Origin of the sequence: uncultured Sphingorhabdus sp., assembly GCF_937872355.1 — a bacterium.
Classification (GTDB): Bacteria; Pseudomonadota; Alphaproteobacteria; order Sphingomonadales; family Sphingomonadaceae; genus Sphingorhabdus_B.
Genome location: NZ_CALMSV010000101.1, coordinates 1 through 12,618, shown reverse-complemented (window position 1 = coordinate 12,618; position 12,618 = coordinate 1). Strand labels below are relative to the sequence as shown.

Here is a 12,618-nt window from a genome sequence, read left to right as displayed (position 1 = left end):
CCATGAGTGAAGGCAATATCGCCGCCGACCAGCTGCGCCTGTTTATTGAGCGTATCGAGCGGATGGAGCAAGAGAAAAAGGGCATCGTCGATGATATCCGCGACGTCTATTCCGAGGCGAAATCGCAAGGCTATGACACGAAAGTCATTCGCCAGATCGTGCGCCTGCGCAAGATGGAAACCCACGACCGTCAGGAAATGGAGTCCATCCTTGATATCTACAAAGCCGCGCTGGGGCTGGCGTGACCGATCTTCCCGAAACCACCAATCCCTTGATGGCATTGGCGCAAGAGGCGGTGCCATCGGTGCAGGCAGCCTTTGCGGCCCGCTTTGAAAAGCCGATCGATGTTTCGGTGCACCAGGTAACGAACGAAGCAACCGGTGAACGTAAAGTCGAATTTCGCTTCACGCCGTCACGGCCCGGTCTGTTGCCCACCGCGATAGAGCGGGCATGGTTTGATGCGTTCATGGCTGGCTTCCAACGCTGCCATGAATGCGCTTGCGAAATGTTCGTGATCGACGGCGAACCACACTGAATTGACAAGCACGGGGCGGCGGCGCAGCATGCCGCCCCTGCAACCCTTATATTGATTGGCAGAAGGAGGCCGACCTTGACCTTATCCAAAACCGATATCTTTTCCGCCCTTGTTGACCAGCTGGGCGGCCCTGCCACCGTAGCATCTGTCCATGGCGTCAACCGGCGCACATTGAACCGCATGCTCAACGGCTCACAACCCCCGCCAAATCGCTTGCTCGATGAATTGCAGGCGGCCTTGGATGCACAGCGGGAATCTGCGGCATGACGCGCGCCCGTAAACCCAGCGGCAAGATAAAGGGGCTCACCCCGCAATTACTGGCAGACGGCACCGTCAGCTGGAATTGGAAGCCATCGCCGCGTGAACGGCGCATGGGCTATACCAATCTCCATTGCGGCACCGACCGCGCCTTGGCGATCCAGCTGGCCGAGGCCCGCAATGCAGAAATCGCTGCGTGGGAGGCTGGGCAGTCAGCCATCGGCCATAATGGCGGCCCACCTATGGCCAGCCTGCGTCCGCGGACCATGCGCGAACTCGCCGATGATTGGGTGCGCAGCGACCATTTCCGAAAGCAACTCGCACCCAAAACGCAACGTCTCTATCGCCACAGCGTCGGCAAGTTGATGGAATGGACGGACAAGGGCTCTATCCCCGTCGCCCATATCAGCCGCGCGGCCTGCCTCGAACTGCGCGATGCACTGGTGCGCTCGGGCAAGCGGTCGGCGACGGCCAACACGCTGCGCGTGCTGCGCATCCTGATGCAATATGCCGTCGATCGCGGGGTGATTGCGGTCAACCCCGCGCTCAAATTGAAGATCCCCGAAAGCGACAAGCGCAGCCACATCATCCGGCCAGAAGCGATTGATCTTCTCGATCGCGCCGCCGATGCCTTGCGCCTGCCATCGGTCAAGCTGGCCATGATGGTCGGCTTCTGGACGATGCAGCGCGAATCCGATCTGCTGGCCTACACCGCCAATGATTGGAAGGTGATTCCCCCGTCAGACGTCCCGCCCGAGGCGCGCGGCGCGTTAACCGACACACAGGGCAATGTCTGGGGCTTCAAAAAGGATCAGATCAAGACAAAGGTGCATGTCTGGCCATCGGTGCCGCCTGCGGTGCGCGATCTTGTCCATGCGCAGCTGAAAGCCAACCGGTCAAGGCCGGTGCCGACCATGGTACTGTTGCCCGATGATCGTATGGCCAAAAGCTACAGCGACAAGCAATTCCAGCGCCGATTCAGCCAGGTGCGCGCCGTCGCATGGTATGGCGCAATGCTGCGCAGGGATTGGAGGCTGGCCAAGCATATCCGCGAAACCCAATTCCGCGATTTCCGCCGCACCGGCATGTGCTATTTCGGCGAACTGCGCGTACCCGTGCCGCTCATTGCCGCGATCAGCGGCCATAGCATCGCCTATACGCAAAAAATCATCGACACCTACATGCCAGCCAACACCCGCTTTGCCGTCATGGGGCTGGCCGAAGCCATAACCCGCGCCGCCGAGCGCACCCTGATCGAGGAAAGGATGGAGGGATGAACCATTCAACTACAGCGAATTACAAACAATTTGCGGCAGCCGAACTTTGCAAGGCTCTTGGGCATTTGGATGCATGCCTGCATCTTTGGTCGCCCGGAACTGGACTGTCCCCTAACGAAGAAAAAACCAACGACGAAGTGCTGGCATGGAAACGCCTGAATGACTTGGCAGACCAGCTGCGCAGTTTTGCCGAAGATGAAGGCCCGGGCGCATGACCAGCTTCACCGGCATATGGTTTGACGAAAGCCATCTAATTGACAAGACAATCGGCAGGCTGACAGGTGACGGTTGGACCATTTACTTCGACGGCAACAAGGTCGTTGAAGTAACCCCTAATGATACTATCGTCGCATGTGCGACGGAAGTATCGTCGCATGGCGCGCCTGATTTACCTCTTGACCCACGCAAAACCGCCGATTAAAGGCCGCCACTCTTCCCCGGTCGTCTAACGGTAAGACTACGGACTCTGACTCCGTCTATTGAGGTTCGAATCCTTACCGGGGAACCATTTTCCTTACAGAATCAAGCGGTTTCGCTTGCTCCGTCGTAACGGATTTCAAGGAAGCGCTCACGGGTCGCTAGCTTATCGAGTTCGCCGCGCGCGATCTGGCCGGTCATCGTCTCGATTTCACGATCAATCCGCTTCAGGCCATCGATAAGCTGCTGCTCCGGCGTCTTGCCGCCATTGTCCTGCCGCCGCAGCGGCTCAGGGATGCGTTTATATCCGTTGATCAGTTCAGGCAGATGCTCACCAACCAGCTTGCGCACCTCGCGCGAAGCGGGATCGGTTTCGGCCAGTGTCTGCAATTGCGGTGCCAGCGCATCCAGCCGCAGGCCGATATTCTGCACAACGGGAATGGCCGGAGCGGGCAAAGCAGGGCGCTGCGCCTCCAGCCAGATTTCGGTTTTTCCCGCAAGCGTACCGAGATCGGTCTGGCGCAAGGATTCGGTGGTGGGCATCGGCATTTCGGGATAGCGCATCAGCGCATAGACTGCTGCCGCGCCCAGCGCGCCAGTAATCATGACACCCCAGAAACCGATGCCGTCGATAATTGCGCCAACTATCCCTGCCCCGATCAGCAAGCCGCCAACAACAACGCCCGTGCGTGCGAGCTTGCCGAAGAAATGCGCCCGGCGCAGCGCGCGTGACTTTGTGCCAATGGGCGGCCCCATGCGGACACGCTTCAACGAACGGCGGGCGCTGTCGAGAATTTCATCGGATTGGGTTGCAGGGCTTGCCAAGTCTTACGCCTCCAGCGAACTCAACAGGTTGGTTTCGGTCGCGCCCAATTTGGCCTGCGCCGCACCTTCAGCACGCGCGATATAACCCTTCGATTTTTCGACTTCCTTTTCAAGTGCTTCGGACGTCTGCTTCATGCTTTCCAGCGCCTTGACCTTGAAGGTATCGATTGCGTCCATCGTGTCATAGATATTCTGGAACGCGCGGCTGAGTGTTTCGAGCGGAATGGTCGACGCCGCTGCTTGTTCGTGGATGGCTGCCGTATTTTCGCGTAGCAGCTTTCCGGTGCTGTCGATGATATTGGCCGTGGTGGTGTTGAGCGCGGTGATCTGGCCGAGCACCAGACGCTGGTTGGTCATCGCCTGTGCCACTGTCACCGCCGTGCGCAAAGCGCCCACGGTTGTGGTGGATGCGCGGTCTACGCCTTTTACCAGTTCGACATTGTTCTTCTTGACGAGGTCCATCGCCAGATAGCCCTGCACCGTCACAGCCATTTGCGTCAGCAAATCCTGGTGGCGCTGGCGGACATAGAAGAGCGCGGTTTCGCGGATCGCCTTTGCCTTGGCCGGATCGGAAAGCTCCAATTCAGCGGCCTTCTCCTCGAGCCGCCCGTCGAGCTGCTTCGAGATTAGGATCATCTGCTCGAGCTTGCCCATCGCCTTCCACAGATTCTGCCGCTCTACGTCGATTGCAGCATTGTCCATCAGCAACTCATCCTTACCATTGGCAAGGCGGCCGAGGATCGAGCTGATATGCCCCTGCGCACTTTGGTAGCTGTCGAAATAGTTGCGCAGCTTGTTGCCCCAGGGGATTATGCCGAACAGCTTCTGTTTGGTGGTCAGGTTCCCGCGCTTGGACGGATCAAGATCTTCAACGGTACGACGCAGTTCGGCCAAGTCGGCACCAACGCCTGACGTTTCGTCCATCTGCCGGATAGGGCGATCAAGAAAGCGGTTTGATTGGCCGGCAGCCTCCATGATTTCCTTGCGGCCCATATTGGTCAGCTGGTCAACGCGCTTGCCAAATTCTGGGCTATTCACATCCTGCGCCAGCAGATCAGCGATATAGCCTTCAACCTTTTCGGCGAGCTTGCCTTTCACCTCATCCTCGACTGGTACAAGGCCTACAGCCTTTTCTGCTGCAATTGGCGGCACAGGATCGGGAGGCGTGAGCTTCAGCTCGGTTTCGGTGGCAATCAGGGTTTCATTGGTCGACATGGGGGTCGATCCTCCTCAGGCAATGATATTAGGGGATAAATGGAACGCAGTTATTGCGATTTCAAGCAAATCCGGTCTTTGGTGTGTTATTTTTTTAATACACCTGCCGTTTCAAGGCTGGAGCGCCTTTTCGACGAGCGGGGCAAGGCCGTCGACGACCTTCGCCACACCTTGCGCATTGGGATGGATATTATCGGGCAACATCAGCTTTGGATCGGCAACCACACCGTCGAGGAAAAAGGGATAAAGCGGTGCATCATATTGCTTCGCCAGCTTGGGGAAGATCGGGTTGAAAGCGTTCGCATAATCGGGCCCCAAATTGGGGGCTGCGAGCATCCCCGTAAGCACCACATCGATGTCGCGTTTCTTGAGTTCTTCGAGCATGGCGTTGAGGTTCGCCTCAGTTTCCTTGGGCTGGATACCGCGCAACATGTCGTTTCCGCCCAGCCCTAACACTACCAGATCGGGCTTCTTTTCCAGATTATCGAGCACAAAGGTCAGCCGCTGCTTGCCCGCAGCAGTGGTGTCTCCCGACACCCCGGCATTGTGCACGCGCGCCTTTATGCCGGCCTTTTCGAGCGCTGCCTGAAGCTGCGGTGCCAAGCCCTCGGTCGGGCCAAGACGATATCCGGCATAAAGGCTGTCGCCGAAAGCCACGACGAGTTTGTCATATTGCGCGTCCTCGGTCTTTGCAGGCGCAGTTTGTGCTGTTTCTTCCTTGGGCACGGTTACGGGTGAAGACCCGCATGCTGTTAGGGCTTGGACAAGCAGTAAAGCCACACCATATAAGGCAAAATTCGTCTTCATAAGGAACTCTCCTTGTCCGCAGCAAAATCTGACGCGCCCGATATGGCGATACGGGCGTCGAATGTCACCCTCACGCTTGGTGCCAGTGATGCGCCTGTATCGATTTTGCGCGGCGTCGACCTGGAGGTGCCTTATGGCGTCAGCGTTGCTCTGCTTGGACCATCAGGTTCAGGCAAGAGTTCACTGATGGCCGTTCTGGCCGGACTGGAGAGAGCAAGCGGCGGTTCGGTTGTGGTCGACGGACTAAACTTCACCGAACTGGACGAGGACGAACTGGCGCGTGCACGGCGCGGACGCATCGGCATCGTGTTGCAGGCTTTTCACCTGCTGCCCACAATGACAGCGCTGGAAAATGTTGCCGTGCCGATGGAACTGGCAGGGATTGATGATCCTTTCGGGCGCGCGGCGAAGGAGTTGGATGCGGTCGGCCTTGGGCACCGCCTCACCCATTATCCCTCGCAGCTTTCCGGCGGTGAACAGCAGCGCGTGGCGATTGCGCGGGCGATGGCTGCGGCGCCAAAGATCATCTTCGCCGACGAACCTACCGGCAATCTCGATGGCTCAACGGGCTCATCGATAATCGACCTGTTGTTTGAACGGCGGGCCGCGCTCGGAGCGACACTGCTGATCATCACCCATGATCCAGCCTTGGCCGCACGTTGTGATCGCGTAATCGCCATGCAGGATGGCCATGTGGTGGAGAGCGCCGCTTGAGCCTCTCGCTGGCCAGCCTATGGCGCATAGCCCGCCGCGATCTCTCCGCGCGCATTCGCGGATTGCGGCTGCTTGCGGTTTGCCTTTTCCTCGGCGTCGCCACGCTGGCAGCCATTGGCAGCCTGACGGCGAGCATCACCGAGGAGTTGTCACGCCGCGGCCAGACCATCCTTGGCGGCGATATCGAAATCGGCATCGCCCAGCGCGAAGCGAGTGAGGCTGAGTTGAAGGCCTTTGCGGCGGTCGGGACAGTCTCGGAAACTGTCCGCCTGCGCGCCATGGCGATCGGCCCGGAGGGCAGCGACAGTGTGCTTGCCGAACTGAAATCGGTGGACGATGCCTATCCGCTCTATGGCAAGTTTCTTTTGCAGGGGGGCAAAGTCGCGTCAGCACCGGTACGCGGTGAAATCTACATCGGTGAAGCACTGGCCGATCGCTTCAACCTAGCGATTGGCGACGCTGTCCGATTTGGCGAAGCCAGTTTCAAGGTAAGCGGGATCATCGCGGAGGAACCTGATCGACTTGGCGAGGGCTTCACATTGGGGCCTGTGGCAATCGTCGCGCCGGATTCGCTTGCCGATACAAAACTGATCCAGCCCGGGAGCATGTTTGAAAGCAAGTATCGCATCAAATTGCCAACCAGCGCCGATCCAGAAGCAGTCGCCAAATCACTCGAACAGCAATTTCCATCCGCCGGGTGGGATATCACTGACCGATCCAATGGCGCGCCGGGTACACGCCGCTTTATCGAGCGCATGGGACAGTTTCTAACCTTGGTCGGCCTTGCTGCATTGGTGATTGCGGGCATTGGTGTGGGCAACGGCGTGGGCAGCTATCTGGAGAGCAAGCGCGCGGGGATTGCCACGCTGAAGGTCACTGGCGCGGATAGCGGCATTATTTTCCGCATCTACATGATGCAGATTTTCGCAGTGGCGATTGCGGCTATCGTTGTTGGGCTTGCGGTAGGAAGTGTGATGCCGATGGCGATAGGCTGGGTATCAGGCGATATCCTGCCCGTTGCGCCCGGTTTCACCCTGCACCCCCTGCCTCTCATCATTAGCGCGATATACGGTCTGCTGATTGCCTTCGCCTTCGCTCTCCCTCCCCTCGCCCGTGCCCGCACCGTGCCCGCCGCCGGATTGTACCGTTCGGTCGTCGAAGGCGCCAAACGCATCGACCGCCGTACAGCTATCTGGGTAACAGCTTGCATTGTAGCGATAGTGGCACTGGCGGTTGGAACCGCCCGCGAACCGATTTTCTCGTTGGGGTTCATTGGCGCGGCTTTCGCTTTACTGCTGCTGCTTGGGGCGATTGCCTGGGTAATGCGGGCGGTCGCGTTGCGCATACCCCGCCCTAAGGCCCCATTGCCGCGTTTGGCTCTTACCAACCTGCATCGCCCAGGATCGCACACACAGGCGCTGGTGATCGCGCTGGGGCTTGGCCTCACCCTGTTCGTCACGCTCGCGGCGATCCAGACGAGCATCAACCACGAAATCCAGAACAGCGTCCCGGAACGGGCACCAAGCTTTTTCGCGCTCGATATCCCGCGCGAGCGGACGGAAGAATTCTCGGCGATGGTCCGCAAGGAAGCGCCTGATGCCGAAATCAACCTCATCCCCTCCTTGCGCGGTACCATCGTCGAATTTGGCGGCCAGCGAGTGGACCAATTGGAGGAACTTCCCGAAGGCGCTTGGGTGCTCAACGGCGACCGGGGCCTGACTTACAGTCCCATTGTTCCTGAAGGCAGCGAGGTTATCGCGGGCGAATGGTGGCCAGCCGACTATAAAGGCCCAGCTTTGGTGTCGCTCGACGTGCGCGTGGCAGAATCACTCAGCGTCGGCGTTGGCGACAGCCTGACCGTCAGTGTTCTCGGCGTCGAGATCCCCACCAAAATCGCCTCGCTGCGCGAAGTGAAGTGGGAGAATTTCGGGCTCAACTATGCGCTGGTTTTCTCGCCTGGAACCTTCGACGCTGCGCCGCATAGCATGGTCGCGACACTAACCGTTCCAGCCAAGGCCGAACGCGCACTGGCCAAATCGATACCACCCGCTTTCCCCTCTTCATCGCTGATCGAGGTGGGAGAAGTAGTCAGTCAGGTAACGGTACTGCTTCAGCAAATGGCGCAGGCGATCGCGGCCGCAGCTTCCATCGCCATTCTTGCCGGCATTGCCGTGCTCGTCGGCGCAATTGCCGCAGCCCGGCAGAGCCGCGTTTACGACAGCGTCATCATGAAGCTGCTCGGAGCGACGCGGCGGCAGATATTGGGCGCGCAGGCATTGGAATATGCGATTCTCGCGGCGGTGCTTGGTCTTGTCGCGCTGGCGCTTGGGTTGGGTGCGGGCTGGTATGTGATCGTGCAAATCTTCGATTTCACCTTCGCCCCGGACCCGGCGACGCTGGCGTGGACGTTGATCGGAGGCGCGGGATTGACCTTTGCGCTGGGCATGTTGGGATCGCTGCCGATACTGGCCGCGCGACCGGCTGAAGCGCTCAGGAGCCTCTAGCCAAGCGCGCCGCCAGCGGTGCGGACAGCAGCAATTGCGCCATATGGTAGATGATGGCGGGCAGAACGATCAGCCCTGCCGATGCACCGAACAGGATCGCCGCCATCGGCGCCCCGGTCGCAATGCTTTTTTGCGCACCGGCAAAGACGAGGCTGATCCGGTCCGCGCGTTCCAGCCCCAGCAAGCCTCCAAAGAACCACGCCCCGGCAAAGGCAAAAGCCAGCAGCACGCCCAGCAGAGCGCACAACGCGGCCATCGTCCCCAGATCGAGCGCCGAAAGGCTGCCCGAATTCACCGCACCGGCAAAGGCAACATAGACGGCAATCAGGATCACCAGCCGGTCAAAGAACGACAGCATCGCCTTTTGCCGCTGCGCCCAACCACCCAGCCAGCCCTGTGCTATCTGGCCAAGGGCAAAGGGCAATAGCAACATGGTTGCGATGCGGATGATCGTATCGCTTCCAATTGTTACTCCCGATGCCGCGCCCAAAACCAGCGCCACCAGCGCAGGTGTCAGCACGATACCGGCAAGATTGGAAAGCGCCGCGCCCACCACCGACGCCGCCACATTGCCGCCACCCATAGAGCTGTAACTGATCGCCGACTGCACCGTCGATGGCAGCATCGCACAATATACCAATCCCGTCACCAAAGCCGCAGGCAGCATCCACCCTGCCCCTTTTGCCAGCGCCAACCCGGCCAGCGGCAGGACAACAAAACTAAACGCCAACATCGCCCCCTGAACCTTCCAGCTGCGTGCGGCCTTGACCACTTCGTGACGCGGCAGTCGCAAGCCGTGGAGGAAAAACAGCGCAAAAATGCTGATGAAGCTGACGTCCTGCGCAATCGCCAACCCCTGGCCCGATACCGGCAACAGCCAGCCAAGCAGCACCGCAGCCATAAGCAGGAGCACAAAGCGGTCGGGGATCAGGCGTGCAAGCATGGCGATGCGCATAGCAATCCTTGCCGCAGTGCACAAACTAAGCTAAGGGCGCCCGCAATTGACGGTGCCTGTGCACCGCACTCCCAAAAGGCTAGATAAATGTCCCTGCGTAATATCGCCATCATCGCGCACGTCGATCATGGCAAGACAACCCTCGTTGACCAGCTTTTCCGCCAGTCCGGAACCTTCCGCGATAACCAGCGCGTCGAAGAGCGGGCGATGGATTCGAACGACCTTGAAAAGGAACGCGGGATCACGATTCTGGCCAAGCCGACTTCGGTCGAATGGGAAGGCACGCGGATCAACATCGTCGACACCCCCGGCCACGCCGACTTTGGCGGCGAAGTGGAGCGCATCCTCTCGATGGTCGACGGCGTTATCCTGCTGGTCGATTCGTCCGAAGGCGCGATGCCGCAGACGAAATTCGTGACCGGCAAAGCCCTCAAGCTCGGCCTGCGCCCGATCGTTGTCGTCAACAAGATCGACCGTCCCGACGAGCGCATTCAGGAAGTGCTCGACGAAGTGTTCGACCTGTTCGTATCGCTTGATGCGACCGACGAGCAGCTGGATTTCCCTGTGCTTTATGCTTCGGGCCGCAACGGCTATGCCAATGAAAATCCGGACCTGCGCGAAGGCACGCTCACCCCGCTCTTCCAGAAGATCGTCGAGCATGTGCCGCCGCCGGCTCTCGAAGTCGACGCGCCCTTCTCCTTCCTCGTGACCCTGCTCGACCGCGACAATTTCCTTGGCCGCATCCTCACTGGTCGCGTCCAGTCGGGAACGGTCAAGGTCAATCAGGCGATACATGCGCTCGACATGGACGGTAAGGTGATCGAAACCGGTCGCGCTTCGAAGATCATGACCTTCCAGGGGCTCGATCGCGTCCCGACCGACGAAGCCAGCGCGGGCGACATCATTTCGATCGCCGGTCTGACGGTCGCAACCGTCTCGAACACCATTGCCGACACCTCGGTTACCGAAGCAATTCAGGCGCAGCCAATCGATCCGCCGACGCTGTCGATGCGTTTTTCCGTGAATGATTCACCCATGGCGGGCCGCGAAGGTACCAAGGTTACCAGCCGCATGATCCGCGATCGCCTTGAGCGCGAAGCGGAATCGAACGTCGCGATCAAGGTAACCGAAAGCGAAGACAAGGATTCGTTCGAGGTCGCTGGCCGCGGCGAACTGCAGCTCGGCGTGCTTATCGAGACGATGCGCCGCGAAGGTTTCGAGCTCGGCATCAGCCGCCCGCGCGTGCTGTATCGCGAAGACGAAAACGGCAACCGCACCGAACCTTATGAAACCGTCGTCATTGACGTGGATGACGAACATTCGGGCACCGTCGTCGAGAAAATGGCGCTGCGCAAAGGCGAAATGACCGATATGCGTCCCTCGGGCGGCGGCAAGACGCGCATCACCTTCAGCGCCCCGTCGCGCGGCCTGATCGGTTATCATGGCGAATTCCTGTCCGACACGCGCGGCACCGGCATCATGAACCGCCTTTTCGAAAAATATGGTCCCTATCGCGGCCCGATCGAAGGCCGCAAAAATGGCGTTCTGATTTCAAACGGCAATGGCGAAGCAGTCGCTTACGCACTCGGCCCCTTGGAAGAGCGCGGCATATTGTTCGTATCGCCGGGTGAAGCGCTGTATGAAGGCATGATCATCGGCGAAAATGCGAAGCCCGAAGATCTTGAAGTCAACCCGATGAAGTCAAAGCAGCTGACGAACTTCCGTTCGACCGGCAAGGACGACGCCATCCGCCTGACCCCGCCCAAGATCATGACGCTGGAACAGGCCATCGCCTATATCGATGATGATGAAATGGTCGAGGTAACGCCAAAGAACATCCGCATCCGCAAGGCCCTGCTCGATCCGCATGAGCGCAAGAAGGCGAGCCGGAAGAAAGAGGCGGCTTAAACCGCCTCTCCTGCACAAGGCATTCTGTTGCCGCTACACCGCCAAGGCGGCAGCGGTCCCACTCGCCCATGCCCATTGGAAGTTGTATCCGCCTAGCCAGCCGGTAACGTCGACAGCTTCGCCGATGAAGTGCAGACCGGGGACGGTTTTGGCCTCCAGCGTCTTTTGTGACAGGCCTTCGGTGGCAACGCCGCCGCGCGTGACTTCGGCCTTGGCATAGCCTTCGCTGCCATTGGGGTGGAATATCCAGCTATCCAGCCGTGCGCCGGCGTCGGCCAGTTTGCGGTCGGATTGGTCGGCGAGGTTGCCGTTCAACGCCAATTGTCCGGCCAGGGCTTCGGCCAGTCGCCCGGGCAAATGCCTTTCGAGCGTAGAGCGCACCGTCGCGCGCGGGTTGGCGCGTTTGGCCTCAGCCAACATCGTTCCCGCATCGGCATCGGGCAGGAAATCAACCTTTATTGGCTCGCCATTGGACCAATAGCTGCTGGCCTGCAGGATGGCAGGGCCTGATAGCCCCCGATGCGTAAATAAAGCAGCCTCGCGAAAGGCGACCTTTCCGGCGGTTGCAATTACTTCAGCGGACACGCCCGACAATTCGCGGAACAGTACGTCGTCGCCGCCCAGCGTCAGCGGCACTAGCGCCGGGCGCTGTTCGACGATTTTCAACCCGAACTGGCGGGCGAGATCATAAGCAAATCCGGTCGCGCCCATTTTGGGAATGCTGGGTCCTCCCGTCGCGACAATCAGGCGCGGCGCATTTGCAGACAGATTGCCATAGGCAACGCGGAAACTGCTGCCGTCATGCGACACATCTCGTACATCCAGACCAAAGGCAAAATCGACGCGGCCGCCAAACACAACAGCCTTGTCACATTCGTCCATCAGCATCGAAACGATTTGCCGAGCGCTGCCATCGCAAAACAACTGCCCAAGCGTCTTTTCATGAAAGGCAATGCCGTGCGAGGCGACTAGATCGATGAAATCCTGCGGCTCATATCGCCCCAGTGCAGATTTGGCGAAATGCGGGTTGGCGGAGATGTAGCGTTCCTGCGCGTTCTGGCTGGTCGCATTCACATTGGTGAAATTGCACCGCCCGCCGCCGGAAATCAGGATTTTCTTGCCGGGACCCGAAGCATGATCGATCACCAGCACGCGCCGCCCGCGTTGCCCCGCCGTCAGCGCAGCCATCAGGCCCGCCCCGCC

14 protein-coding genes and 1 tRNA gene are annotated in these 12,618 nt (G+C 59.5%); 10 read left to right on the top strand and 5 right to left on the bottom strand.

The features are described 5' to 3' along the window. Positions 1 to 2 precede the first annotated feature (2 nt). The 7 genes from Q0239_RS05970 (at position 3) to Q0239_RS05940 (ending at position 2,578) form a co-directional block, all read left to right on the top strand. Positions 3 to 245 (top strand): DUF2312 domain-containing protein, encoded by a 243-nt coding sequence (locus Q0239_RS05970; protein WP_298599850.1) that lies wholly within the window; start codon positions 3 to 5, stop codon positions 243 to 245. Beyond that, positions 242 to 535, top strand: a complete 294-nt coding sequence (locus tag Q0239_RS05965; protein ID WP_298599847.1) for a hypothetical protein — start codon at positions 242 to 244, stop codon at positions 533 to 535. The genes Q0239_RS05970 and Q0239_RS05965 overlap by 4 nt, the downstream gene beginning before the upstream one ends. 75 nt (positions 536 to 610) lie before the next feature. Beyond that, positions 611 to 802, top strand: coding sequence for a hypothetical protein (locus Q0239_RS05960; RefSeq protein WP_298599845.1), 192 nt, complete (start codon positions 611 to 613; stop codon positions 800 to 802). Beyond that, complete coding sequence (locus tag Q0239_RS05955) at positions 799 to 2,070, top strand: hypothetical protein (RefSeq protein WP_298599842.1); 1,272 nt, start codon at positions 799 to 801, stop codon at positions 2,068 to 2,070. Before Q0239_RS05960 ends, Q0239_RS05955 begins: the two co-directional genes overlap by 4 nt. After that, a complete protein-coding gene (locus tag Q0239_RS05950) occupies positions 2,067 to 2,285 on the top strand; it encodes a hypothetical protein (protein ID WP_298599840.1) in 219 nt (72 codons plus the stop codon). Before Q0239_RS05955 ends, Q0239_RS05950 begins: the two co-directional genes overlap by 4 nt. Further along, positions 2,282 to 2,491, top strand: a complete 210-nt coding sequence (locus Q0239_RS05945) for a hypothetical protein (protein ID WP_298599837.1) — start codon at positions 2,282 to 2,284, stop codon at positions 2,489 to 2,491. The genes Q0239_RS05950 and Q0239_RS05945 overlap by 4 nt, the downstream gene beginning before the upstream one ends. A gap of 13 nt (positions 2,492 to 2,504) precedes the next feature. Then, positions 2,505 to 2,578 (top strand) — tRNA-Gln (locus Q0239_RS05940). A 14-nt stretch (positions 2,579 to 2,592) separates the two neighbouring features. On the opposite strand, the gene Q0239_RS05935 is transcribed toward Q0239_RS05940, so the two are convergent. From Q0239_RS05935 to Q0239_RS05925, 3 genes are all read right to left on the bottom strand, one after another. Next, positions 2,593 to 3,312, bottom strand: a complete 720-nt coding sequence (locus tag Q0239_RS05935) for a hypothetical protein (protein WP_298599835.1) — start codon at positions 3,310 to 3,312, stop codon at positions 2,593 to 2,595. Between the two features lie 3 nt (positions 3,313 to 3,315). Next, on the bottom strand, positions 3,316 to 4,527 hold the full coding sequence (locus Q0239_RS05930) for a toxic anion resistance protein (RefSeq protein WP_298599833.1): 1,212 nt from the start codon (positions 4,525 to 4,527) through the stop codon (positions 3,316 to 3,318). 111 nt (positions 4,528 to 4,638) lie between these two features. Beyond that, positions 4,639 to 5,334 carry an arylesterase gene (locus tag Q0239_RS05925; RefSeq protein ID WP_298599830.1) on the bottom strand — a complete coding sequence of 232 codons (696 nt, stop codon included), beginning with the start codon at positions 5,332 to 5,334 and terminating at the stop codon, positions 4,639 to 4,641. 42 nt (positions 5,335 to 5,376) lie between these two features. Between Q0239_RS05925 and Q0239_RS05920 the strand changes: the two genes are divergently transcribed. Both Q0239_RS05920 and Q0239_RS05915 read left to right on the top strand, forming a co-directional pair. After that, positions 5,377 to 6,048, top strand: a complete 672-nt coding sequence (locus Q0239_RS05920; RefSeq protein ID WP_298599852.1) for an ABC transporter ATP-binding protein — start codon at positions 5,377 to 5,379, stop codon at positions 6,046 to 6,048. Further along, a complete protein-coding gene (locus Q0239_RS05915; protein ID WP_298599828.1) occupies positions 6,045 to 8,552 on the top strand; it encodes an FtsX-like permease family protein in 2,508 nt (835 codons plus the stop codon). Before Q0239_RS05920 ends, Q0239_RS05915 begins: the two co-directional genes overlap by 4 nt. Here Q0239_RS05915 and Q0239_RS05910 read toward each other — a convergent pair. Next, a complete protein-coding gene (locus Q0239_RS05910; RefSeq protein ID WP_298599825.1) occupies positions 8,539 to 9,507 on the bottom strand; it encodes a bile acid:sodium symporter family protein in 969 nt (322 codons plus the stop codon). The genes Q0239_RS05915 and Q0239_RS05910 overlap by 14 nt on opposite strands. Positions 9,508 to 9,594: 87 nt before the next feature. Here Q0239_RS05910 and typA point away from each other — a divergent pair, with 87 nt between their 5' ends. Then, positions 9,595 to 11,415, top strand: coding sequence for a translational GTPase TypA (gene typA / locus Q0239_RS05905; protein WP_298599822.1), 1,821 nt, complete (start codon positions 9,595 to 9,597; stop codon positions 11,413 to 11,415). Positions 11,416 to 11,448: 33 nt separating this feature from the next. On the opposite strand, the gene Q0239_RS05900 is transcribed toward typA, so the two are convergent. Then, a partial coding sequence (locus Q0239_RS05900) for an NAD(P)/FAD-dependent oxidoreductase (RefSeq protein WP_298599819.1) occupies positions 11,449 to 12,618 on the bottom strand: 1,170 nt, incomplete at its 5' end.

Bases quoted from the DNA above. Each gene is read 5' to 3' on its own strand.
- Q0239_RS05950 (WP_298599840.1), top strand. From the start codon at position 2,067: ATGAACCATTCAACTACAGCGAATTACAAACAATTTGCGGCAGCCGAA.
- typA (WP_298599822.1), top strand. From the start codon at position 9,595: ATGTCCCTGCGTAATATCGCCATCATCGCGCACGTCGATCATGGCAAG.
- Q0239_RS05945 (WP_298599837.1), top strand. From the start codon at position 2,282: ATGACCAGCTTCACCGGCATATGGTTTGACGAAAGCCATCTAATTGAC.
- Q0239_RS05910 (WP_298599825.1), bottom strand. From the start codon at position 9,507: ATGCGCATCGCCATGCTTGCACGCCTGATCCCCGACCGCTTTGTGCTC.
- Q0239_RS05955 (WP_298599842.1), top strand. From the start codon at position 799: ATGACGCGCGCCCGTAAACCCAGCGGCAAGATAAAGGGGCTCACCCCG.
- Q0239_RS05970 (WP_298599850.1), top strand. From the start codon at position 3: ATGAGTGAAGGCAATATCGCCGCCGACCAGCTGCGCCTGTTTATTGAG.
- Q0239_RS05920 (WP_298599852.1), top strand. From the start codon at position 5,377: ATGGCGATACGGGCGTCGAATGTCACCCTCACGCTTGGTGCCAGTGAT.
- Q0239_RS05930 (WP_298599833.1), bottom strand. From the start codon at position 4,527: ATGTCGACCAATGAAACCCTGATTGCCACCGAAACCGAGCTGAAGCTC.
- Q0239_RS05925 (WP_298599830.1), bottom strand. From the start codon at position 5,334: ATGAAGACGAATTTTGCCTTATATGGTGTGGCTTTACTGCTTGTCCAA.